The organism is Verrucomicrobium sp. 3C (assembly GCF_000379365.1).
Lineage (GTDB): Bacteria > Verrucomicrobiota > Verrucomicrobiia > Methylacidiphilales > Methylacidiphilaceae > Methylacidimicrobium.
Map to the genome: position 1 here is coordinate 1,120,868 of NZ_KB901875.1, position 22,763 is coordinate 1,143,630.

General features: G+C 61.0%; 25 protein-coding genes. 20 read left to right on the plus strand and 5 right to left on the minus strand.

The window, feature by feature from the left end; genetic code table 11:
• Positions 1-197: 197 nt before the first annotated feature.
• From A37A_RS0106160 to argH, 13 genes are all read left to right on the plus strand, one after another.
• Positions 198-785: a protoglobin domain-containing protein gene (locus tag A37A_RS0106160; RefSeq protein WP_018290648.1), complete on the plus strand. Its 588-nt coding sequence runs from the start codon at positions 198-200 to the stop codon at positions 783-785.
• A gap of 395 nt (positions 786-1,180) precedes the next feature.
• Positions 1,181-1,903 carry a F0F1 ATP synthase subunit A gene (locus A37A_RS0106165; RefSeq protein WP_196799517.1) on the plus strand — a complete coding sequence of 241 codons (723 nt, stop codon included), beginning with the start codon at positions 1,181-1,183 and terminating at the stop codon, positions 1,901-1,903.
• A gap of 100 nt (positions 1,904-2,003) precedes the next feature.
• Entirely contained in the window at positions 2,004-2,195 is a 192-nt protein-coding gene (locus A37A_RS0106170; protein ID WP_231363784.1) for an ATP synthase F0 subunit C, read from the plus strand.
• 6 nt (positions 2,196-2,201) lie between these two features.
• Complete coding sequence (gene atpF / locus A37A_RS0106175; protein WP_018290651.1) at positions 2,202-2,747, plus strand: F0F1 ATP synthase subunit B; 546 nt, start codon at positions 2,202-2,204, stop codon at positions 2,745-2,747.
• Positions 2,748-2,760: 13 nt separating this feature from the next.
• A complete protein-coding gene (locus A37A_RS0106180) occupies positions 2,761-3,153 on the plus strand; it encodes a F0F1 ATP synthase subunit delta (protein ID WP_018290652.1) in 393 nt (130 codons plus the stop codon).
• A gap of 43 nt (positions 3,154-3,196) precedes the next feature.
• The gene (gene atpA, locus A37A_RS0106185) at positions 3,197-4,747 is read left to right on the plus strand and encodes a F0F1 ATP synthase subunit alpha (RefSeq protein ID WP_018290653.1); all 1,551 of its coding nucleotides are present in this window, start codon (positions 3,197-3,199) and stop codon (positions 4,745-4,747) included.
• Between the two features lie 30 nt (positions 4,748-4,777).
• A complete protein-coding gene (gene atpG / locus A37A_RS0106190; RefSeq protein WP_018290654.1) occupies positions 4,778-5,650 on the plus strand; it encodes an ATP synthase F1 subunit gamma in 873 nt (290 codons plus the stop codon).
• A gap of 28 nt (positions 5,651-5,678) precedes the next feature.
• Positions 5,679-7,091: a F0F1 ATP synthase subunit beta gene (gene atpD, locus A37A_RS0106195; RefSeq protein ID WP_020494096.1), complete on the plus strand. Its 1,413-nt coding sequence runs from the start codon at positions 5,679-5,681 to the stop codon at positions 7,089-7,091.
• The gene (gene atpC, locus A37A_RS0106200; RefSeq protein ID WP_018290656.1) at positions 7,088-7,501 is read left to right on the plus strand and encodes an ATP synthase F1 subunit epsilon; all 414 of its coding nucleotides are present in this window, start codon (positions 7,088-7,090) and stop codon (positions 7,499-7,501) included. Before atpD ends, atpC begins: the two co-directional genes overlap by 4 nt.
• A gap of 3 nt (positions 7,502-7,504) precedes the next feature.
• Entirely contained in the window at positions 7,505-7,828 is a 324-nt protein-coding gene (locus tag A37A_RS0106205; protein WP_018290657.1) for a DUF971 domain-containing protein, read from the plus strand.
• A 79-nt stretch (positions 7,829-7,907) separates the two neighbouring features.
• Positions 7,908-8,870 (plus strand): tRNA lysidine(34) synthetase TilS, encoded by a 963-nt coding sequence (gene tilS / locus A37A_RS0106210; RefSeq protein WP_018290658.1) that lies wholly within the window; start codon positions 7,908-7,910, stop codon positions 8,868-8,870.
• Positions 8,849-9,592, plus strand: coding sequence for a pseudouridine synthase (locus A37A_RS19035; protein WP_196799519.1), 744 nt, complete (start codon positions 8,849-8,851; stop codon positions 9,590-9,592). The genes tilS and A37A_RS19035 overlap by 22 nt, the downstream gene beginning before the upstream one ends.
• The gene (gene argH / locus A37A_RS0106220) at positions 9,589-10,974 is read left to right on the plus strand and encodes an argininosuccinate lyase (protein WP_018290660.1); all 1,386 of its coding nucleotides are present in this window, start codon (positions 9,589-9,591) and stop codon (positions 10,972-10,974) included. The genes A37A_RS19035 and argH overlap by 4 nt, the downstream gene beginning before the upstream one ends.
• A 99-nt stretch (positions 10,975-11,073) precedes the next feature.
• Here the strand turns inward: argH and A37A_RS0106225 are convergent, their stop codons facing one another.
• Positions 11,074-12,789: a cytochrome c biogenesis protein gene (locus A37A_RS0106225; protein WP_020494099.1), complete on the minus strand. Its 1,716-nt coding sequence runs from the start codon at positions 12,787-12,789 to the stop codon at positions 11,074-11,076.
• Between the two features lie 199 nt (positions 12,790-12,988).
• On the opposite strand from A37A_RS0106225, the gene A37A_RS0106230 reads away from it, so the two are divergent.
• Genes A37A_RS0106230 through A37A_RS0106240 form a run of 3 tightly spaced genes read left to right on the plus strand, consistent with a single transcriptional unit; the run spans position 12,989 to position 15,646 of the window.
• A complete protein-coding gene (locus A37A_RS0106230) occupies positions 12,989-14,248 on the plus strand; it encodes a bifunctional 3,4-dihydroxy-2-butanone-4-phosphate synthase/GTP cyclohydrolase II (protein ID WP_018290662.1) in 1,260 nt (419 codons plus the stop codon).
• Positions 14,241-15,005 (plus strand): hypothetical protein, encoded by a 765-nt coding sequence (locus A37A_RS0106235; RefSeq protein WP_018290663.1) that lies wholly within the window; start codon positions 14,241-14,243, stop codon positions 15,003-15,005. Before A37A_RS0106230 ends, A37A_RS0106235 begins: the two co-directional genes overlap by 8 nt.
• Positions 14,993-15,646, plus strand: coding sequence for a hypothetical protein (locus A37A_RS0106240; protein WP_155996497.1), 654 nt, complete (start codon positions 14,993-14,995; stop codon positions 15,644-15,646). Before A37A_RS0106235 ends, A37A_RS0106240 begins: the two co-directional genes overlap by 13 nt.
• A gap of 9 nt (positions 15,647-15,655) precedes the next feature.
• On the opposite strand, the gene A37A_RS0106245 is transcribed toward A37A_RS0106240, so the two are convergent.
• From A37A_RS0106245 to A37A_RS0106260, 4 genes are all read right to left on the minus strand, one after another.
• Positions 15,656-16,147 (minus strand): DUF1318 domain-containing protein, encoded by a 492-nt coding sequence (locus A37A_RS0106245; protein ID WP_018290665.1) that lies wholly within the window; start codon positions 16,145-16,147, stop codon positions 15,656-15,658.
• A 41-nt stretch (positions 16,148-16,188) separates the two neighbouring features.
• Positions 16,189-16,716: an NUDIX domain-containing protein gene (locus tag A37A_RS16145; RefSeq protein WP_040888500.1), complete on the minus strand. Its 528-nt coding sequence runs from the start codon at positions 16,714-16,716 to the stop codon at positions 16,189-16,191.
• A 125-nt stretch (positions 16,717-16,841) separates the two neighbouring features.
• The gene (locus tag A37A_RS0106255; RefSeq protein WP_018290667.1) at positions 16,842-18,368 is read right to left on the minus strand and encodes a CHASE2 domain-containing protein; all 1,527 of its coding nucleotides are present in this window, start codon (positions 18,366-18,368) and stop codon (positions 16,842-16,844) included.
• The gene (locus A37A_RS0106260; protein WP_020494100.1) at positions 18,355-19,410 is read right to left on the minus strand and encodes a hypothetical protein; all 1,056 of its coding nucleotides are present in this window, start codon (positions 19,408-19,410) and stop codon (positions 18,355-18,357) included. Before A37A_RS0106260 ends, A37A_RS0106255 begins: the two co-directional genes overlap by 14 nt.
• Positions 19,411-19,523: 113 nt before the next feature.
• On the opposite strand from A37A_RS0106260, the gene A37A_RS0106265 reads away from it, so the two are divergent.
• The 4 genes from A37A_RS0106265 to A37A_RS0106280 all read left to right on the plus strand — a co-directional run bounded on the left by A37A_RS0106265 (position 19,524) and on the right by A37A_RS0106280 (position 22,759).
• On the plus strand, positions 19,524-20,264 hold the full coding sequence (locus A37A_RS0106265) for a MotA/TolQ/ExbB proton channel family protein (protein ID WP_018290669.1): 741 nt from the start codon (positions 19,524-19,526) through the stop codon (positions 20,262-20,264).
• Positions 20,261-20,698, plus strand: coding sequence for a biopolymer transporter ExbD (locus tag A37A_RS0106270; protein WP_018290670.1), 438 nt, complete (start codon positions 20,261-20,263; stop codon positions 20,696-20,698). Before A37A_RS0106265 ends, A37A_RS0106270 begins: the two co-directional genes overlap by 4 nt.
• Positions 20,699-20,739: 41 nt before the next feature.
• Positions 20,740-21,591: a TonB family protein gene (locus A37A_RS0106275; protein ID WP_155996499.1), complete on the plus strand. Its 852-nt coding sequence runs from the start codon at positions 20,740-20,742 to the stop codon at positions 21,589-21,591.
• Between the two features lie 88 nt (positions 21,592-21,679).
• Complete coding sequence (locus tag A37A_RS0106280; RefSeq protein WP_231363785.1) at positions 21,680-22,759, plus strand: biopolymer transporter Tol; 1,080 nt, start codon at positions 21,680-21,682, stop codon at positions 22,757-22,759.
• Positions 22,760-22,763 lie beyond the last annotated feature (4 nt).

Below are 22,763 nucleotides of genomic sequence, written 5' to 3' on the forward strand. Positions count from 1 at the left end.
CTGCAGGCTGCCGATGTTCTCTCAAGTTTTCTTTGCACGGGCGGCGTGTCTCCGCTACAAGACGAACCGTGATGCTTTTTCTACTATTGCAGCCGAGGCCTGCTCCGGGACCGCCGTCCCCCTCCATCGGGCAGAGTAGCGGTGTGGCGGCTTCCCTGGACCCGAAGAACTCTTGGCACTTCTCGGGAGACTGATCGTTGTCGACCTCCCTCGCGGAAATCACCGAATCGATCTTAGCGCAACTTCCGCCCGCCTGCCGTTTTTCGAGCGAGGACGAGGCTCTCCTTTTGCGTCTGGCGCCCGCCTTGGCTCCCCTGGAAGATCTTCTGGCGAAGGGATTCTACGACACCCTGTTTGCCCATTCCGAAACCGCCGCCGTCTTCAGTTCAGGCGAGCGGGGGGAACGGGAGATGGCTCTCCGGCGCTGGTGGCGGCGTACGCTCGAGGGTCCTTTCGATGCCCGCTACTGGCAGTGGCAGGCAGCAGTGGGCTTGATCCACATTCGGCGCGGCGTGACGAACCCGATGATGTTGGCCATGTGGGGCTGGATCCTGAACGCCTTGCAAGAAGCCCTCATCGAGAGGATCAAGCTTCCTGCGCAGGAGGTGGCCCGCGCGATGGAAGCGCTTCATCGACTGGCCGCGACCGTGCAGGCCCTGACGGCCGAAAGCTACCTTCATCACTATCTGCTCGCGCTCTCTCACTCCACGGGGGTCTCGATCGACCTGATCCACCGGCTGGTTGCCGTCGAGGTTGCCGGCCTTAATCCTGACGCCCAGGGTTAGCCTGCCAATCTCACCAGTCGTCCCCTGCGGCTTGCAAAAAGGGACCGGCCTGCTTTCGTTGGGCTTGGGTTTTTGGCCCTCCTCGCAGGATGTCGTCACACCCCTCTGGGGGAAACCTGCGTCCCGCCTTGCACCCAGGCCCATTCGCCGCGCCTCGGGCACGAACTTTGTGAGACATGCAGGCTAGAAGGCCCCAGCCGCCAGTGGTAGTTGGACTTCGGATTTTCCGCATTTTTTCTTTGCATCGGCGGCCCCCGTCCCCTAAAGGAGGATGCTCAATGTTTTTCCTAGCGACCACCGAATCTTCGGGGCACGCCCCCCTAGTTCATCCAGCTGCGCCCACCCTTTTCCATCTGGGCCCGCTCCCGATCACTGCGTCCATGGTCGATAGCTGGGTGATTCTTTTGCTACTTTTTCTCGTGATTCGCCTGGGAACCGCCCGCCTGCAGATGGTGCCCTCGGGCCTTCAGAACGCGATCGAGGCCTCTGTCGAAGGCTTGGAGCGTCTCACGCGAGGTCTGCTGGAGCCCAAGGTCGCCGACTGGTGCTTCCCCCTCGTCGCCACTTACTTTGTCTTTATCGCCGTCTCCAATCTGACGGGGTTGGTTCCCGGCGTCGGCACGATCGGCTTTGGGGCAGCGAAGCCAGGCGCGACCCTTCCGTACTCCGTCGAGCATCCGCACATCTCCCTTCTGCGTCCTCCGACCTCGGATGCCAACATGACAAGTGCCATGGCCGTGATCTACTTCTTTGTGAGTCTCTACTGGGCTCTCAAATACCACCACGGTCCTTGGGGACTGCTCGTTCACATCTTCGGGGTGAAGGGCGGGATGAAGGGGTGGATTCTGATCCCGCTCGCCCTCCTCTTTTTCGCGGTCGGGCTGATGGAAGCGCTGTCGATCGTGATTCGTTCGATCGCCCTGGCCATGCGGCTCTACGGCAACATCTACGGCGGCGAGTCGGTGCTTGTGCTCATGACCGGCATGTTTGGCGGGCTGGCGGCCGTTCCGTTTTACTTCTTCGAATTCGCGGTGGCGCTGATCCAAGCCTTGATCTTCACGCTACTTGCGATCGTCTTCACGGGGACTCTCTGCTCCCACGAGGAGTCCCACAAGTGAGATGCTTTCCGGCCGCGGCATCGGCCCGAAACAAGAGCCAGAGAAAACCATCTGCCATCAATCATCTAGGAGAGTGACAAGTATGATGTTCCTTGCGGAAATGAGTGGAAATATCGCCGTGGGTCTCGCGGCTACCGGCGGCGCAATCGGGGTTGGCCTCGCCGCTTTGGGGGCAGCCAGCGCCATTGGCCGGAATCCCGGCTCCTTCGGTCTCGTCTTTACGACTGCGCTCTTGGGCATGGCACTATCCGAAGGTCTCGCCATTCTGGTCTTCTTCGTTGTCGGAAGGTAATGACCAATGGGGGACGCGCTCGTTCAGCTCGGAATCGACTGGCCCAGGTTCATTGCCCAGCTGATCAACTTTGCCATCGTTCTCTGGGTCTTGAACCGCTTCGCCTATCGGCCGGTCCTGCGGCTGCTTGAAGAGCGCCGGGCGCGCATCGCCGAGAGCCTGCAAAATGCTGAGCGCATCCAGAAGGAGCTTGCGGCGGCCGAAGAGGCGCGAAGGGAGATCCTGCAAAAAGCGAATGCGCACGCTTCCCAACTCATCGCCGATGCCGAGCAGACGGCTCGGCTGCAGGGGGAGAAGCTGCTCAAGGAAGCGGCGGAGGAATCCGAGCGCATCCTCGCCAAGGCTCGAGCCCGAGCGGAGCAGGAGCAGCAGGAGAGCCGTGCCGTCGTCCGCCGTGAGGCAGGAGAACTCGTGCTCGCGCTCACCGCGAAGGTGGCGGGAAAGGTGCTTTCCGCCGAAGACCAGGAGCGCCTCCGTGCGGAGACCATGGCGCAGCTCCCTGTTACGAATCGCAGCGGCACTCTCGCTCCCGCTGATTCCCAGAGAAACTAAGGCAAACGCTGGCGTGAAGATCTCTCGGCAAGCACGACGCAAAGCAAAGGCCCTCTTCCGGCTTTGCCTAGATGGCGAGGCGCTTAAGCCGGACAGAGTCCGTCAAGTTGTGGGGGCGCTTCTCGACCGGAAGCCGCGCGGCTATCTGCCGATCCTGCAGCGCCTGCGTCAGTTGATCGCCTACCGGGTCGCCGAAAACACCCTCTCTATCGAGAGCGCGGCCCCCCTGCCTGACGAGGGGCGCTCGCTCTTCTCCCAACTGGAAGCTCGCTATGGCGCCGCGCTCGAAAAGCGCTATTCCGTGCGCCCGCGACTGATCGGAGGCATACGGATCCAGAAAGGGAGCACGGTCTGGGATGGCTCCATCTTCCAGAGATTGCAAACATTGGAATCTTCATTAACCTGAGAAGCAATCCTTTTCCGTCCTCCAATCTACCCACTCCACGACAATGAGCACATTACTCCAAGAGATTGAAAATCGCATCGCCGACCTGCGGCGGGAAGTCGCCAAGACCGATGTCGGCACCGTCCGGGAAACGGGCGACGGCGTCGTCAAAATCGAAGGCCTCGGCAGCGTGGGGATGAATGAAATTCTCGAATTCCCCGACCGCCGCGACGCTTTCGGCCAGCCGATCCGTGCCCTAGCCCTCAACCTCGAGGAGACGGAGGTCGGCGGGGTCATTCTCGGGGAATTTGCCGAGATCCGCGAGGGAGACCCGGTGCGCTCGACGGGGAAGCTGCTTCATGTCCCGGTAGGAAAGCAACTCCTTGGGCGCGTGCTCAGTCCCTTGGGCCAACCCCTGGACGGAAAGGGGGCGATCGAGTCGGCGATCTCCTATCCCGTGGAGCGGATTGCGCCTGGAATCATCCGGCGGCGCTCCGTCAGTCAGCCCGTCCAGACCGGGATTGCCGCGATTGACAGCATGATCCCCATCGGCCGCGGGCAGCGAGAGCTGATCATTGGCGATCGCGCCACGGGCAAAACTACGATCGCGGTGGACACGATCATCAATCAAGCCCGTCTCAATCGCGCCAACCAGGGGAATCCTGACTACCGACCGCTCTATTCGATCTATGTCGCCGTCGGCCAGAAGAACGCCAACGTTGCGCGCGTGCTTGATGTCCTCGATTCCCATGACGCGCTTGCCCATACGATCGTCGTCGTCGCGTCGGCTTCCGACCCGGTGACGCTCCAATACCTCGCGCCCTTCGCGGGTGCGGCCATGGGCGAATGGTTCATGGAGAACGGTATGGATGCCCTCGTCGTCTTTGACGATCTCTCAAAGCACGCGGCCGCCTATCGCCAGCTTTCGCTGGTCCTGAAGCGTCCTTCCGGGCGCGAGGCCTATCCGGGAGATGTCTTTTACCTCCACTCACGCCTTTTGGAGCGAGCGGCGCGCACGAGCGAGCGGTACGGCAACGGTAGCTTGACGGCGCTGCCCATCATCGAGACCCAGGCCGGGGATGTGTCCGCTTATATCCCGACGAATGTCATCTCCATCACCGACGGTCAGATCTATCTCGAGACCGATCTCTTCTATCAAGGCATCCGGCCGGCGATCAGCGTGGGTCTTTCTGTCTCGCGGGTCGGATCGGCGGCGCAGTTGAAGGCGATCAAGCAGGTGGCCGGCAAAGTGAAGCTCGAACTCGCCCAGTTTCGAGAGCTCGCGGCCTTTGCTCAATTTGCCTCGGACCTGGATCCCGCGACCAAGGCGAAGCTCGATCGCGGCGCGAGGATCGTGGAAATCTTCAAGCAACCCCAGTACAACCCCGTCCCGATCGAGATCCAGGCAGCTACCCTCTGGGGCGTGCAAAACAACTTCTTCGACGGCGTGCCGGTGCTGCAACTCAAGGCCTTTCAGGAGAAGCTCGTCCAATTTCTCCAAAGCCGCTATCCGGCGGTGCTCGAGGAGATTCGTCAAAAAGGCGCCTTCGATGATGGGATCACGAAGTCGCTCAAAGGGGCGTTCGAAAACTTCGCGCAAACCTACACCGCGTAGGCGCTCGACCCGCTTCCCGCCTCTCTATCCATGGCCAGCACCCGCGAAATTCGAAGAAGAATCCGATCGGTCAAGAACACTGCCCAGATCACGAAGGCGATGCAGATGGTTGCTGCCTCCAAGATGCGGCGAGCCCAGCTTCGTGCGCTCGAAGGCCGGCCCTATCACAAGCTCCTTGAGGAGATCGCGCAGAGCCTCGTTCCGCAGGCGGGCCAACTTCGGCATCCTCTGCTCAACCCGCGTCCGGTCCGGCGGCGAGCGGTGCTCGTCATCGCGACCGATAAGGGACTCTGCGGTTCACTGAATACGAACCTCTTCCGCGAGCTTTTCCGTCGGCATGGCAACGATCGGGTTTATGTCAGTGTCGGCCGAAAGGCGAGAAGCTTTCTCGCCAGCCTGCCGAACTCGACGGGGGCGACCCTTCTGGCTGCCGATTTCGAGTTGCGCGACAACCTCACGTTCCGGGAGAGCAAGCGGATCAGCCGCTTTCTCCTGGACAAATTTTCGAGCGGGGAGATCGACGCGATCGAGATCGCGCATTCCCACTTCGTCAACGCTCTGGTGCAGACGACCGAGATTCGCCCGCTGATCCCACTCGCGCCGGAAAGTCTGTCCCAGGGCCAGCCCGCAGCAGCGGCACCGGAGGTGCCGGACAATTTCGAGCCTTCTCCCGAGGAACTGCTGGATGCACTTTTGCCCTTTTTCGTCGACTGGAATATCTATCAGGCGATTCTGGATAGCCTTGCCTCGGAGCATAGCGCCCGCATGATCGCGATGAAGAATGCCACCGAAAACGCGAAGCAGTTAGTCGGCGATCTGACGCTCGAGTACAATAGGGCGCGCCAAGAAGGAATCACCCGCGAAATCCTGGAAATCGCCACGGCGCAGATCGCGCTCGAGTGAAGCCCTGCGCGGAGAGGAGAAACTGTTCATGAGTACAGGCAAAATTGTCCAAGTCATCGGTCCGGTCGTGGACCTTGAATTTCCGGAGGGAAAGGTTCCCGCGATTTATAACGCCGTGGTGGTCCGCTTCAAACGGGAGGATGCTCCCGTTGAGCTCACGCTCGAAACGCAGCAGCATCTGGGCGAAGGGTGGGTTCGGGCCGTGGCGATGTCGAGCACCGATGGGCTCCGTCGGGGCATGGAGGCGGAAGACACGGGACAGCCCATTTCCGTGCCGGTGGGGCCTGCAATCCTCGGGCGGGTCTTCAACGTCCTGGGGGAGCCGGTCGATGAGCGTGGTCCCGTGGCCGCGACGAAGCGTTATCCGATTCATCGGCGAGCGCCCGATCTGGCGGCTCAGAGCACCAAGGCAGCGATCCTGGAGACGGGGATCAAGGTGATCGACTTGATCTGCCCCTTTCTTCGGGGGGGGAAGGCGGGCGCCTTTGGGGGTGCTGGCGTCGGCAAGACCGTCGTCATCATGGAGTTGATCAACAACATCGCGAAGGCTCACGGTGGCTATTCGGTCTTTGCCGGCGTGGGCGAAAGGACTCGTGAGGGAAACGACCTCTACAACGAGATGGCGGAGGCCAAGGTCATCAACCTCGAAAACCTCGCCGAATCCAAGGTTGCCTTGGTTTATGGGCAGATGAACGAGCCGCCGGGAGCTCGGTTGCGGGTGGGTCTCTCCGCTCTCTCGATGGCGGAATATTTCCGGGACGAGATGAATCAAGACGTCCTTCTCTTCATCGACAACATCTTCCGATTCTCCCAAGCTGGCTCCGAGGTATCCGCCCTCTTGGGCCGTACGCCGAGCGCCGTTGGTTATCAGCCGACTCTCGCCTCGGAAATGGGGGCGCTGCAGGAGCGCATTACTTCGACCCGAAGCGGCTCGATCACCTCGTTTCAAGCGGTCTATGTCCCTGCCGACGACCTCACCGACCCTGCGCCGGCGAATACGTTTGCCCACCTCGATTCGACGATCGTCCTGGAGCGTTCGATTGCCGAACAGGGGATTTATCCCGCTGTCGATCCGCTTGCCTCGACCTCGAAGGCGCTTGCGGCAGAGATCGTGGGAGAGGACCATTATAACGTGGCCCGAGGCGTGCAGCGCGTTCTTCAACGCTATAAGGACTTGCAGGACATCATCGCGATCCTCGGCATGGACGAGCTCTCCCCCGAGGACAAGCAGACGGTCTACCGGGCGCGCAAGATTCAGCGTTTCCTGAGCCAGCCCTTCCATGTGGCCGAGGTCTTCACCGGAACCAAGGGGGAATATGTTCCGGTAGCCGAAACCATCCGGGGATTTCGCGAAATTCTCGACGGAAAGCACGACGAAGTGCCCGAAGGGAATTTCTACATGAAGGGAACGATGGACCAAGTCGTGGCGAGCGGTAAATGAGTCAGCTTCAGGTCCATATCGTCACTCCGGAAGGGGTGCGCTTCGCGCAGGACGCAGACATGGTGACTCTTCCCGGAGTGGAAGGAGAAATGGGGGTCTTTCCCAATCACGAGCCATTGATCACGCGCATCGTGCCGGGAGAGCTTGTGCTTCAAACGGGGGAAGAGCGGAAGGTTCTCGCGGTCGGCGAAGGATTTGCCAGGATTTCCGCCGAGCGTGTCGTGCTTCTGTCCGATATGGCCCTTTACGAAGAGGAGATCGAGGAAGCCAAAGTGGCGGAAGCGGTCGAGCGGGCGCAGCAGGCGTTGCGCCAAAAGGAGCTTGGCGAAGAGGAGCAGGCGGCGACGGCGGCCCTCCTGGCCCGGTCTCTCGCTCAACTCAAGGTGAAACGCCGGCATCGCCCGGCTTAAGTTGTGTCCTCCCCTCTCGCTCTTGCGGATGCTCAGGTCATCGGCACCGAACTGGCGATCCGATGGGAGGGTGGTAGGGAAAGCTACCTCCCTTTGGAGCTTCTTCGGCGCAACTGTCCCTGTGCCCTTTGTCAGGGGGAAAGCAGCGCGACGGCGACCTATTCTCCCAAACCGAAGAACTATTCCCCGGCAAGCTTTGTCGTGCGTTCCCTCCAGCCGGTCGGAGGATATGCGCTCCAGATCGTTTGGACGGACGGACACGCGACGGGCATTTACCCCTACTCCTATCTCCTCTCGCTTGCCGAAGAACGGGCTCCCGAGGGATGAAGCTTCGACCGGAGCCTCTGTTCTGTCCGGGGCGTTCCCTTGCGTCATTTCCCGACTCCCCCTATGCTCTCTACAACCCGTGCACTCGGCTGGTCCTGGCTCTCCCGTTCTCGAAGTGATTCGCTCCGCCGTAGCAGAGCTTCCCGTCCGGATTCTGGCCGCGGTTTCTGGAGGGCTCGACTCCTGCGTACTCCTCGATTCGCTGGTTCTGGCCGGGAAGCGGCCGATTGTTCTTCACCTGGATCATGGGTGGCGTCCAGAGAGCGGAGAGGACGCGGCCTTCGTCAGGCGGCTTGCCGACTCCTACGGGCTGGCTTTCCTGGAAGAAAAGGCCTCCTCGGATGGGCCAAGTTCGGAAGCGATGGCGAGGAGACGGCGGTACGACTTTTTCAAGCGCGCTGCCCGCTCGGTGCCATGCGGCGATCTTGCCTTGGCCCATCACGGAGGCGACCAAGTGGAAACGCTTCTCCTGCAACTGTTGCGCGGCGCAGGCTCCCATGGGCGGGGAATGCGGGAAACCGAAGTGCACTGCGGCCTGCGCCTTCACCGCCCTTTCCTCTGGCTCGAACGAAGCATCCTGCGGGAGTTCGCAAAAGTCCGCGCTCTGGCGTGGCGCGAGGATCGCTCGAACCAGGATCGCCGCTACCTCCGAAACCGGATTCGCCACGAGCTTCTCCCCTATCTGGAAGAGCGCTTTTCTCCCCACGTTCGTCGTGCCTTGTTGCGATTCTGCCAGGTGCGGATGTCCGAAGAGGAGTGGATGACCGAGCTCGTCTGTGAAAGGGCCGAGAGAAGCAGGCTAGCGATCGCGGACCTTCAGCGCTCTCCCCTGGGCCGGGAGCGGCGGCTCATCCATCTCTGGCTGCGCCGGCATGGCGTCCCCGACCTTTCGATGGCGGATGTCGAGTCGGTCCGGCGGCTCGCCCGCGGAGCGCGGAGCAGAAGGCAGATTGCTCTCTCTGGTGGGTGGAATGCGGTTCAGGAGGACGGGGAAGTTTATTTGAAACACCAACCAGTGCCGTGCGCCTCAATCAATACTTAGCCCGCTGTGGCCTCGGATCCCGACGGGGAGTAGAAGAGTTCATTCTCGGCGGAAGGGTGACCGTCAATGGTTCTGTTCAAAGTGCTCTCGCCCTTCAAGTCGAGGAAGGGGATGTGGTTGCGCTCGACGGTCGTCCGGTATGTCCAGCGTCCCTCCTTACCGTTCTTCTCCACAAGCCGAGAGGATTCCTCTGCACGTCGTCCGATCCCCGGGGACGCCAAACCGTTTATGACCTTCTTCCCCCGCGTTGGAGCAATCTCCGCTACATCGGCCGCCTCGACCGAGATAGCGAAGGGCTCCTGCTGTTCACGAGCGATGGTCTCCTGATCCAACGGCTGGCCCACCCGCGGCACAAAGTTCCGAAGGTCTACGAGGTGGATTGCGATCGTCCCCTGGATGTAGCTCGCGTCGGCACCCTTCTTCGCGGATGCCGCATCCAGGGGCGAACGGCCTCCCTCGACGCCTTCCATCTCCTGGGCTCCCGGCGCCTGCGCGTCGTGCTCCATCAGGGAATGAAGCGCCAAATCCGGTTGATGTTCCAAAGTCTCGGTTATAAGGTCGTTCGGCTTGTCCGCGTGGCGTTTGGCCCGCTCGCTCTTGGCTCGCTGGCCGCCGGCCAATATCGGCTCCTTTCCCGATCCGAGACCGAAGCGCTGCTCCACGCAGCGGCTCCGGCTCCGCCGACCGCCCGAGGGAGGCGCCGCGCTCGTTCTTCTTTATGAATCCCTCCACTTCTCCCTGGGGAGGGCGCTTCCAAGAGACGCCCGACATCCTCCTTCGGCGCTTTTCTGAATCGGTCAGCTTCGACCGGCGCCTCTACCGACAGGACATTCTCGGGAGCATTGCCCACGCGACCATGTTACACGAAGCGGGCCTGCTCGGCGCTGAGGAGCGCGAAGAGATCGTGCGCGGGCTGGAGGCGATCCAAGAAGAGATTGACCAGGGAGTTTTCCCTTGGTCGACCGATTGGGAAGATCTTCACATGAATATCGAGCGTGCGCTGATCGCCCGCACTCCGGCCGGAGCAAAGCTGCACACGGGCCGTAGCCGGAACGATCAAGTCGCCACAGCCCTTCGGCTTTGGCTGAAGGAAGAGATCGATGCCGACCGGGCAGCGATTCAGGCCGTCCAGTCGGCCTTGGTCGATTGGGCGGAGCGGGAGCTCGACGTCCTTCTTCCGGGCTATACGCATCTCCAGCGGGCGCAGCCGGTCCTCCTCGCCCATCACCTTCTCGCCTACGTGGAAATGCTCTCTCGCGACTCCGATCGGCTCCGTGAGGGCCGCCAGCGGGCGGACGTTCTTCCCCTCGGGAGCGGCGCGCTCGCCGGGAGCACTCTTCCTCTGGATCGCCGCCGGACTGCGGAACTTCTCCATTTCTCGCAAGTGGCGCACAATTCCATGGATGCAGTGAGCGACCGCGACTTCGTGGTGGAATATCTGGCCTCACTCGCCCTGCTTGGCACCCATCTCTCCCGCTTTGCGGAAGATCTGATTCTCTGGTCGACCAGTGAATTTGGATTTGTGTCGCTTCCGGAGGCATTCACGACCGGATCTAGCCTGATGCCCCAGAAAAAGAATCCGGATTCGCTCGAGCTTGTTCGGGGGAAGGCAGCCCGCCTCTCCGGCAATCTTCTTTCGATCCTGATCCTGCTCAAGGGGCTGCCGCTGACCTACAATCGTGACCTACAGGAGGATAAAGAGGCCCTGTTCGATAGTGCCGACACCGCACTCGGTTGCTTGCGGATCCTGGCGGGGTTGATTCCCGGAGTCGTCGTCCATCGGGAGCGGTGCGAGCAGGCCGCTTCCGATCCCATGCTGCTCGCCACCGATCTAGTCGACTGGCTCGCCCATCATGGGATGGCTTTTCGGGAGGCCCATCACGCGGTCGGCCGGTTAGTGGCGCTCGCCGAATCCAGGAAAGTCTCCCTTGCCAAGCTTTCCGCCGAAGACGTGGCTCCTCTGCACCCTAACCTTCCCAGCGAATGGAACGAGATCTGGAGTCCTCGAGCGGCAATCGAGCGGAGGCAGACCGAGGGCTCTTCCCGCCCTAGCTTCGTGCGAGCCGAGATCGAGCGATGGCGAAGGCAACTGCGCTCGGAATAGCCGTCGCTTCTTCCCGCTTGCGGAGGTCGGGAGCGGAACCAGAAGCGGCTTACCCTGTAACTCTCCCGCGCGAAAGCTCGCGCTGGTGAGAAATGGCGGCTAGGGACGACCGATTTGCGAGGTCGAGAACGGTGCGACTCTCCTGCTTTGGTCCGCCCGCCGTTTCCACCCAGTCCACAAGCACCAGAGTGCGAAGAGGAGTTGAACCAGGGCAAAGCCAGCCACAGGGCCGACGGCACCGCTACCGAATCCATAGCTGTGCAGCCCCTTACCCAGCACGAAGTTCACCCCGTACCAGGCCATCAGGACGCTCAGAAAGCAGAGCACGGCGCCGACGGCGAGGCCGAATTCGCCCCACCAACCGGCAATACGCCCGTGAAGCAGCGCCAGATAGCAGAGCAGCGACACCAGCGCCCAGGTCTCCTTTGGATCCCAATCCCAAAAGCGTCCCCAGGAGTAATTGGCCCAGACCGCCCCAAGCACAACCCCGGCCGCAAGGAAGAAGACGCCGATCTGCAGGCAGCGGTAGATATAGAGGGTCAGAACGGGATCGACGCGCTTCCCGTCCGCATGTCGGCGCAACCATCGCCATAGATAGAGATCCCCCAGCCCGAGCGCCAAGCCGAAGGCAGCGTAGCTCAACGTGACGCTCAGGACGTGCACCGTGAGCCAAAAATTATTCCGGAGAACCGGGACCAATGGCTGGAGCGAGGGGTCGAAAATCAGGGGCTGGGTTTGAACGAAAAGAAGGCAGAGAACCGCAATCGGCATTGCAGCCAAGAGAAGATAGCGGGAGCGGTAGACTGCTTCGAGCAGGAGTGCAAAAAGGACGATTCCGAAAGCCACCCAAATCACCGACTCATACATGTTCGTGACCGGCGGGCGGCCAGCCAGCAGGATTCGACAGGCAAAACCGTAGATCTGGAAGAGGAAGCCAGTCAAAGCTAAGGTCCATCCCGCAGCATAACCGAGTGGGCGTCTCCATGCGCTGGTGAGAGCAAGACAAATCGCTGACGCGGCGTAGCAGATCCAGGCCCACCGCCAAGGCTGCAGCTCGCGATAGGCTTCCTCGAAGCGAAGCTTCCCGGTTTTGGGATAGCGGGCGGGGTTTAGGCTCCGCAACTCTTCTGCCAGGGCCACGGCGGCGGCGCCAGCTTCATCACGCTTGCCGGAGAGCACGGCGTTCCGCATCCTCTCCCACGTCTGCTCCAATTTAGCTGAGACCTCGACCGGATAGACCACCTTCGCTTCGGGCAGCGCAAGCCACCTCCTCTCCGTTCCCGCCGGCTCGGGAACGATCGTCAAGGCGCGACCGGAAACGATGCGCGAGAAGAGATCTATCCGATCCATCAGCCCACGTACGGCTCGCTCGATCTGGGCTTTGGTCGAGTCCTCCCCCTCGGCCGTGGTCCCGCTGGCTTCTAAGCGCAACGTGAGAGCTCGCAAGGCCTGGTTGCTCCTCAACTCGTCGTAGGAAAAGCGTGAGCGGGAAGACGGAAGGCCGAGAGCCTCGCGCAGGATCGGCTCTCCAACTAGGAGGATGGGCTCCTTTGCCCATCCCTCCGGGGAGAGCCAAAGGGAAAGGAGCAGCGGCAGAGCTTCCACCTTCCCACGATCGGGAAGGACGACGCTCTGTTTGCCAGTGAGGAGAAGACAGCTTTCGCTGGCAAAGCTCGTCAGCGGCTTCTTTCTTCCATGATCCTGAATGGCGATTTGCGCGAAGTCCCGCTCCCAAGCGGCTCCGGCTGCCGCCGGGGAGAAGTAGACGGTCCAGAAAGCGACCAAACAGGAAAAACAGAGAGAAGTTGCACGCATCCGTTTGCTCTAAGGGTAATCTTCCATTATATAGTAGGCAATCTCGTAATGGAGAGAGACAAACTTCGCACCATGAGTCACGTTTGCACCGATCCCGACCTTTCGCGTCTTCTGTTTCGGAATTCATCCTCGATTCTCCAAAGGTCGTCTTCGACGCCCTGACCGGCGGCCGAACGCGGTCGAGATCTCTTCTTCCCCCATGACTCATTCCTCCTTTTCCTCGATTGAAGAGGTGCTCGACGATCTTCGCGGAGGAAAGCTGGTGATCGTTGTCGACGATGAGGATCGGGAGAACGAAGGAGACTTCATCGCATCCGCGCAGCTCTGCTCGCCGGAGACGATCAACTTCATGGCGCACCATGGCCGGGGGTTGATTTGCGTTCCCCTCACTCGGGAACGAGCGGATGAGCTCAGGCTGCCTTGGATGGTTGCTCCGCAGCAGAACACGGCTCTCCAGGGAACTCCCTTCACCGTTTCGGTCGATTATACGATCGGCACGAGCACTGGGATTTCCGCGGCGGACCGGGCCAAGACGGTTCGCGCGTTGGCCGATTCCCATGCGGTGCCGGCCCACTTTTGCCGGCCAGGCCATATTTTTCCGCTCCGAGCGGCCGAGGGAGGGGTGCTCCGGCGCGCGGGCCATACCGAGGCGGCGGTCGATCTGATGCGGCTGGCTGGGCTTTTCCCGGCGGGCGTGCTGGTGGAAATCTTGAATGACGACGGCACGATGGCCCGAGTACCCGATCTTCTTCGAGTGGCTTCCGAGTTCCATCTCAAGGTAGTCACGATCAAGGACCTGATCGCCTACCGATTACGGACGGAATCCCTGGTGGAAAAGGCCATAACGGTCTCGCTGCCGACCGTCTTCGGCCATTTTTCTTTGACCGCCTTTCGCGACGTCCTGACCGGGCAGGAGCATCTGGCTCTCACGAAGGGGAGCTGGTCTCCGAATGAAGTGGTATTGACCCGTGTCCACTCTCAATGCCTGACGGGAGATGTGTTTCATTCCTTGCGTTGCGATTGCGGAGAGCAGCTTGCCCTTGCTATGGCGCGAATCGAGGAGGAGGGGAAAGGAGTTCTTCTCTATTTGCGGCAGGAAGGCAGGGGTATCGGCTTGCTCAACAAGCTGATGAGCTATAAGCTTCAAGAGGCAGGACTGGATACCGTGGAGGCGAACGTGGCCCTTGCGTTCGCCCCGGACAATCGGGATTACGGGATCGGCTGCCAGATTCTTCGCGCCTTAGGCGCGCACCGTCTGCGGCTTTTAACCAATAATCCGATCAAGCGGATCGGGATCGAAGGATATGGGCTGGAGATCGTGGAACGCATTCCTCTCCATGGGGAGCCGAACTGTTACAACCGGCGCTACCTGCAAGCCAAGGTGGACAAGCTCGGTCACCTCATCCCGAGCGAATTCTTCGATGGGCCTTCTTCCAGCACAAAGCTCACTGATGGTTGAGCTTCCCTCGACGGACCCTTTTTGTTCATTCCGGAGCCGTTGGCGTGGGTGGCTTGGCCCCACGCTCCTCTCGGCGCTCCTGCTCCTGAGCGGAACCCCTCGACTCCCGGCGGAGGAACCCACGCAGCAGGAGTGGATTGTGATCAGCGGCGGACCGGCCCTCCGATTTTTCGAGCACGGCAAAGCGGATTCGCACGACAAGTATTGGGGCAACTTTATTCGAGCGGCCGTTGCCCGACTCGACCAACTAAAGCTTCAGGCGGAAGGAAAACCCGGGATCACCATCACCTGGCTTGTCTATCGGCCGGCCTATGCGTCTCGCAGCCGGGAAGAGAAACTCGACATTCTCTCCGTAATCGTCGAGCAGGCCAATGCCTTGAAGCTCCCTCTCTACTGGTTCGACACCACTGGCCAGCTCATCAACTACCTGAATGCGGGACATGATCGGAAAGTCATCCCGATTGGCGCCCTCGATTATTTTGGCCATTCGAATCGAGCCTGCTTGATGTTCGATTACAGCACCTATTTTGACAACATGTCGAAGGGATACCTTCACGAAAAGGATCTACGCCGGATCGAACGGAAGGCGTTTCTCCGGCGGGCGGTGGTGAAGAGCTGGGGCTGCCACACGGGGGAGGACTTTTCTCTCTGGTGGAAACGACGGTTTGGGGTCCCCATGGTTGGGGCCGTGGGACGTACCGACTATGCCACCGCGAGCCTGCCGTATCTGTCCAAGGGAGCGAAGTGGACCCAGTGATCCTCGCCCGCTGCTCTCTCTGGCTGGGCGGCCTGCTGCTTTCTCTCCTTTTTCTCTGCTCGGCGCGCGGAGAGGAGCTGCCTTCGCGGGCGGCCCCGCCACTCGCTCCGGATCTCCATTTGACGAACCCAAACGATGCTGCGGCCGCTCCAGCGACGGAAGCGGTCTCATCCGCGCAACCCGTCCTACCGCCTCCGCAGCAGGCCCCGGAGCCCTTGACTCCACCGCCGGGCATCCAGGTCGAGGAGTTTGTCGGACACCGTTCCTATGACAAGGACGGAAGCGGGTGGGGTTGGGTTAAGCGCTCCAATGAGCCTTGGTCGGCGGCCAGGTGGGTTGTATTCGAGGAGACCCCCGGAGGCGTCGTGGCGCCTTGGCGGCTGCTGCTCAATAAAAAGCGGACCTCCGACAACGATTTTGAGTATCGCTTGCGCGGCTATGTCGCTCCGTTCACCGTATACGATCCCCACACGGACGAGTTTCTCGCGGTGTTTGTTCCCGAGCGCGTGGAACTGATCGGTCCGGCTGCGGCTCCACCGGAGCACCCTGGACCTCCCTTCCATCGAGTGCGGGTTCCCGACTCCACCTCCCCGGTGTTCGTCAGGAACCCGAACATTCAAGCACCCGCCGCCTTGCGCTGAGTGTGGCTGCTATCCCCTTTTCCCCTCCCCTGGCTCCTCCTTTCTGCTCCAGCTTCCATCGGGCATCTGGAGATACTCGCCAGGGAAAGCATCGTCCTGCCACCGCTCTCCGTATTGTACCTCCACCCGGGATAGGCTTTCGCCCAGCTTTCTGGCCTCGGTCGAATAGAAAAGATAGCGGGATCGATTCTCTTCCTGCACGATTCGCTCCGCATAGGAGCGGTAGGCACTCTCCTGCGGCTCGGTGACAAATTGGAGATACCCGTTCCAGGTCTCCCCGATGATGCGGGCGTTCTTCAGGGACTGCACCTCGGCCATGTGCAACCGCCTTCTCTGCTGCACGTTGCCATTTGCGGCTCTATCGCTCGGTTGCAGAGGTGGGCTCCGAATCTCCGTATCCAGGTGTACGTCGAAGAGCAGAGGAGTGGGAGATCGAATCTGGAGCGGAGAGCAGGCGCTTAAGCCGACGACCGGGAGAACGGCGAGGAGCAGTTTGCCCAACCACGCCGGATCGTTCCGTTCCCGACGTGTCCCACAACGCCCTACCTCGTATCGTGGAGGAGAAACTGGTGTCGTAGTCGGCTCCACAGGTGGACGAAGACCGGGGAAAAACGATCCGGGCCCACGCGAATTTCCTTTTGTAGATCCGGGATTCGGAGGAAGCGCCCTTCGGAGATCTCTTCCGGATCCAGGCAAAATGGTCCGTCGGATTCCCCGAGGTAAACCCAGATAAACTCATTGCCGGTTTCTGGCTGGGCGGCAAGCTTGCAGACCGGCCGAAGAGGGATCGGCTTGGTGAGACCCAGTTCCTCGCCGAGCTCTCTCCTGGCAGCCTGGTCGTAGGTCTCTCCCGCGTGGAGATGGCCGCTGCAGGAAGAATCCCAAACTCCGGGATTGAGGTCCTTGGAAAGCGAGCGTTTTTGCAAAAAGATCTCCCCTCGGGCATTGAACAGGAGCATGTGAACCGCGCGATGGCGAAGTCCATGCCGGTGGACCCAGGAGCGCGTCTTTTGTCCGACGACACGGTCCGCGGCATCCACGATGTCGAAAAGCTCCAGGAGACCGTTCATTCCTTTACCGTTTCCTTCGCCGCTCCATCCTTCCATGCCCCTTTTTTTGCTTCCAGGCAAGGTCCGCTCCTTCGGCTCCCCTGTTTTTGGTTCCCCGTCTTCCGGCAGACAAAATGTCCGCCGACTCATCCCTGGCCGAGGCGGCCACTTTCACCCGAAAGACCCTCTCTTCGGCGTCGCTCTTCCAGGCGCCGTAAGGCGCCTTGCAGGCGAGCCAGGGATGGAGAGGCAGGAGTACCGCTTTCGGCAGGCGCGGACGGGCTCCTTACCGGATTCTCCTGCACCGGATCGGAGGGGCTGGCAGCAAGGGGAGGCACGGAAGCCGCCACTTCCACGACAACCGACGGCTTCTCGGAAGTCCTTTCCTCTCGAAAGGGAGAAAAGTTCCAGAGACGTACCGCCGTTCCGCAAATTACGGCGCCGAAGGCCGCGAGCAGCAGGGTGCAGAGGGGCAGGGCAAGGCCTACGAAGAAAAAGGTTGTGACGGAGACGGCGATGGTGCCGGCGAAGAGAATCGCAATCGCCGAGATTGCGCTAAGCGCAGGCAGCGTGACGAAAAGCCGCGTCCCCCAAAGGCAGAGCGCAAAGCCCACCGTGGCGGTCAGGAACCAGGGGAGCGGGTGGATCAGCTCTCCTTCGACGATCTGCCGGCTAACTTGCATCTGGAGTTCGACGGGCGTCATGGGTCCCACCGGAGTTGCCATTTTCGGGACGATCGCCTCATCGGTCACGCCGATCCAGACCTGCCGCCCGCGAAGCGGAGGAAGCTCATCCTCGCTCAACTGTCCACGGGTCGCCTGATTGGCGTAAACCAGATAACTGTCGTAACCCAGGCGCGGGATGGTCTTCGGCGAGCGGCGGTAACGCACGGCGATCCGCCCCTCGGCATCCACGGGAATCGTGCGGATTCGCTTCCCTCGCCGGTCGCGAAGAATGATGGCGTGGCCCAGGCGCACGGTCGCCCGGCCGAGATCCGCCCCGAGGTAGACGGCTGCTGCCTGTAGCGCCAGGGAGGGAACCAGCGCCTCCTTGACACGGAATACCAGTGGGAGAGAGAGAACCTCCTCGGAGCCAACATCGAGGTTGGCCAATCCCACCGGGTTTTCTCCGGCAAAGGTTATTCCCGGCCAGATCACCGAGCGATACTCCGTCAAGTTTCCGAGCTGGGTCGAGCCCTGAAGGCGCATGGCCCCGAGAGGAAGCGGTTCCCCCTGCTGTTCGCCCAGCAGCGCGTCCGCTGCGAAACAAACGTGGTCCATGCGCCGGACAAGCGAGGCGAAGGTCTGATCGAAGGAACTCATCTTCGTCCCCTTTTCGCTCAGGAGAACCTCGAAGACGACGCTCTGAGGAATCTGCGCAAGGAGTCCGCGCAGGCAAAGGGCATATTCGAGTCGAGGCCATGGCCATGGCCGGTCGGCCGGTATGTGGTCGATGGCGATGAGGGCAAAATGGCTGCTCTTCGACTCGGAAGGGGGAATCTCTTCCCATCGGGTGACCTTGTTCTCCCATCCCGACAGGACGCCCTGATAGGCAAAAATCGTCAGCAGAATCGACCATAGGGAGGCCAGCAGCCCCGCGACCCGCAGGCTCTTTTTTTCATTCCGCTGCAATCCGGACCTTGCCGCGGAGGGAGCCCCCTCATCCGTTCGCATGGGGCAATCTCTCTCGTTCACGATCCTGCTCCGCACGAAACATCCGTTCCGACTCGCGTTTCCACCGCCGGACTCGATTTTCCAGCGCTTGCGTCTCTTTCTTTGCCCCTGCCAAGCGCGCTCGAAGCCAATCCTCGACCTTCGGTCCCGCCGTCTTCTCCCATGTGCATCGCCCGCAGCCCCATGCCAAATCCTTTCGGTGATTTCTTAGCTCTTGAAGCGAGCGTGCCAGTGCCTTCTCCGCCCGGGATACTCTTTCGGCCAACCAGGAAAGCGTCTCTCCCTCCACTAGGGTGCCGTCATTCTGAAGGCACATCGACTCCAATAGGTCCAGGTCTCCCGCTTGGTAGGCGAGTTGGACGGCTCTCCACTGCTCCAATTGTTTCCCATCTCCCACCCCATTCACGTCAGGGTGGAGCCTCCTGGCCATGATCCGATAGGCCCTTTTCAGACGCCGCCTTCTTTCCTCCATCTCCCCGCCCTCTCGGAGCGCCCAATCGAGACACCTACCCCGCGCGTCCTTCCGCGAATCGGGCTTCCGCGGCGGCCGTCCGGAAGAGCGCCTCGCCAACAGATTGTGATAGGCCAAGGCAAGACCTTGCCCTTTGAGGCAACTCATCGACTCGACTTCAAAGACAAGCCGTCGGAGCTCATGGAGACGCTCTTCCGCTCGCGCGATCTCCTGCGCCAACCTGGGAAAGTGCTCTTTGGTCCAGCAGCGGAAACGCTCGCGTTCCACGGAAAGAAATGTGCGAATACGTTCGCGCACCCGGCCGAGCCGTTGCTGGAGCCTCCGGTAGCGGCTCTCCCACTCTTTGCGGATCGATCCCTCCTCTATGAGCAAGAGAGAGCGACAGGGCAGGGGGAGCGGCCGGGAAGACCGAATTCGGAAGCGGGACCGTTGCAAAGAGGAGCCGCCGTTGTGCAAGTACGCTGGGTCCTCCGTGTGCCAGACTAGGCCGAAGAGTTCCCTCCACAAGGCGACGGGCGGACGGCTGCGCGGCGCTTGGGAAAACGCCACCTCCGCCTGAGGTCGAGGCACAAGAGACCGCTAGGCGAATTTTCTAAATAGTGCCATCCTGTCATAAGAGCCACGGTCGACATGCCCGGCCCGTTTGACGCCGCAGCGCCAAAAGCGCATGCTCACTCCAGATTATGGAAAGCTTTGATTTGGTCAACTGTTTTGCCGCCGGCGGTCTGGTCTACGCCTTCGAAAAGGCGACTTTGGCGAGCAAGTTGATCCTGTTCCTGCTCCTCCTCGCCTCCTCGCTGAGCTGGACGGTCATCTTCGTCAAGTTTGGCCAACTTCGGTTCGCACGCCGCCAGACCCAGCGTTTTCTCGAAAGACTCCGCTGCGGATCGTGGGATCGACCCTATGTCAACCGGGAGCGATTTCCGGGCTCTCCAGAGCACGCTGTCTATGCGGCCGCCTTTCGAGAACTCCTTCGCCAAGCCCATCTCCCTTCGCTTCTGGGGGGATCTTCTCCCGAAAAGCTCCTTCCGGATCTTCTCATGAAGGGGCCTGCAATCAAAGCGGTTCAGGGTGCGATCGAGCGTGAGCTCGGCATCCAGGCGCTCGTCCTGGAAGAGCAGATGGTGCTCCTGGCGACCGCTGCATCTGGAGCGCCCTTTCTTGGTCTTTTGGGAACCGTGTGGGGGGTGATGGATGCGTTTAGCGACATTGCAATCGTGGGAAAGGCATCTCTCGCGACCATGGCACCGGGAGTGTCGGGCTCATTGATCTGCACGGTCACTGGCCTTCTGGTGGCGATTCCGGCCCTATTCGCCTACAATTTTCTCGTTGCGACGATTCGTTCGCATCTCATCCGGATGGAAAATTTTGCCGCGGAGCTTCAGAGCGAGTTGGAACGATCCTTTCTGGAAACAGGGCCATGAAGCGCTTTTCCGAGAGAATGTCGGCACGGGGATTTGCCGAGCTGAACGTAACTCCGATGCTCGATTTTGCCTTCACCCTGTTGATCATCTTTTTGATTACGACCCCGCTCCTGGAAAGCGGAATCGACGTTTCCCTTCCGCAAGCAGCCGCCAACCCTCGATCTCCTAACCCCCACTCGGTCCAGACGGTCACGGTGACTCGGGCGGGCGGTCTCTATTGGAATCGAGAGCCGATCACGATCGCTCAGCTTCCGGCCAAGGTTGCGGAAGCACTGCGTGTCCATCCGGATCTGGCGGTCGCGGTCCGGGCTGACAAAGATCTTCGGTACCAGGATCTGGTCAGCGTCTTCGACACCCTACAAGCCGGGGGGGTTCCCCAATTAGCTCTCATCCATGCCGAGGAACCAGCGGGGCACTCTCCCGCTCCTCCTTGACGGCCCTCTTCTTCCGCCATCAGAATGAAAGGAAAAGTGCCGTGACGCGCGACTCGATCTCCCGCCAACCATCCGTTCCGAGGGAGCAGCCTTCCCAGGCCCGAGCCTTCCGGCGAACCTACCCGCTGGTAGCCGCCGGCCACCTGTTGGCCCTCCTCCTTTTCCTCGTGCTTGCCAAGTTCGTAGCGAGCCGTCCTCCCCCCGCGGCTTTCTTCTCCCCTGTTTCCGTGGACAAAACGGGAGTCGGCAACTATTCTCCGCCGCAGGCTCGTTCCGATTCTTCGCCCTCCCCTGCCGAAAGTAGAACGCCTTCCCCGGCCGCTCGAGCCGAGCCGCCGACGAAACCCGCATCTTCTCTGAGCAACCCCTCCCGCCCTCCCGTGAAGTCGGTGCCCTCCGGCCCGGCGATGAAAAAGCATGGCGAGCCCCTCCGGAAACCATCCATTCGCCCTAACCTGGTAGAAGTGAGTCGCACCCTTCCCGCGGAGGCGGCTGCGGCGAAGCCGCCTCCGGTGACTCAGCGCGGCGTCGAGCCCTCAGCGGAACGGAGCCAATCCCAAACCGGGCCGCTCGGAAGCGGAGAGGGAGCTGGGTCCTCCTCCTCGAATTCTCCATCGCTTGGGCCGAACTGGTACTATGCCCTCATCCGAGACCGTCTTTACGCCGCTTGGGATCAACCTCTCCACCTTTCGAGCCAAAACCTTGTTGCCAAGGTTCAGATTTTCGTTGCCAAGGATGGCCGCATCTCTAAACCTGTCCTTCTTAACTCATCCGACAATGAGGAGTTCGACCGCACCGTTCTGGCCGCGGCCCGCCAGGTCGAAACGGTGGGAGAACCCCGTCCGCCCGGCGTGGCCGAAGCCGTTACGGTCACGTTTCGCATGGTGCACTGATTCGATCCGTCTTCGAAGGTTGGGAGCTGCGTGGGGAGCCCTCTTCCTCCTCCGGTTGGTTTTGCCCCTCTCTTCAGCCTGGAGTCAAGTGGAGGTCACCGGCGGCAAGGTAGCCGTCGCCCTGCTTCCCTTCAGCGGCCCGGAGGGGCCCAAAGCCCATGCCATCGTGAGCGCCGATTTAACCCGGACTCTGCTCATTCAGGTGACTTCGGGCGGGCGCGAGCGCTTCGAAGCATCCGCCACGGTCAGCAGCGGATCACTCACCGGCCGAATCGTCGACCGCCATCAGAAGACGCCACCAATGGAGCGCACGTTTGTCGGGAATCTGCGCAGGATCGCCCATGAGTTTTCCGACATGGTTACGCAGCAAGTCACCGGCGTTTCCGGCTTCGCGACCAGCCGCGTTGCCTTCATTTCACAGGAAACCGGCTATAAGGAGCTCTATGTTGTGGATATAGACGGAGCCAACGCCCAACGCCTCACGGCAGACCGGTCGATCAGCGCCCATCCTCGCTGGAGTCACGACGGCGCTCGTCTGGTTTACACCTCCTATCGGAGTGGCTATCCTGATGTCTATATCGTAAAACTCGACAAACGAACGCGAAGCCGAGTCGCATTCTTCCCCGGCATCAATTCCGGCGCGGCTTTTTCTCCGGACGACCTGACTCTGGCGCTGACCCTTAGCAAGGATGGCAATCCGGAAATCTACCTCATGCCGGTAGACGGTGGGGCTCCTCATCGCCTGACGCGCAATCGGGCAACGAACACCTCTCCTTGCTGGTCTCCCGACGGCAAGGAGATTGTCTACACCTCGGACGAGCGTGGAAGCGTGCAGCTTTTCGTGATTTCCGCCGAAGGCGGATCGGCTCGCCGCCTGTTGACCGGCAATGCGTATAGCTCCGAGCCCGACTGGTCTCCGGACGGAAAACAAATCGCCTATGCCGCCCGGATCGCCGGCGAATTCCAAATCGGAGAGTATGCGCCTTCCGCGGCGACAGCGGTCGTGCTGGGCAGCGAGGGAGGGGAAGATCCGTCCTGGACGAGGAACTCCCGCCACCTGGTGTTTGCCCGCAAAGGGTCTCTCTATCTCATGGATTCGGTGACCAGGCAGATCGTTCTCCTTCCCGCTGGCCTTTCCCGCTGCTCCGAACCATCTGTCTCCCCCTGAATTC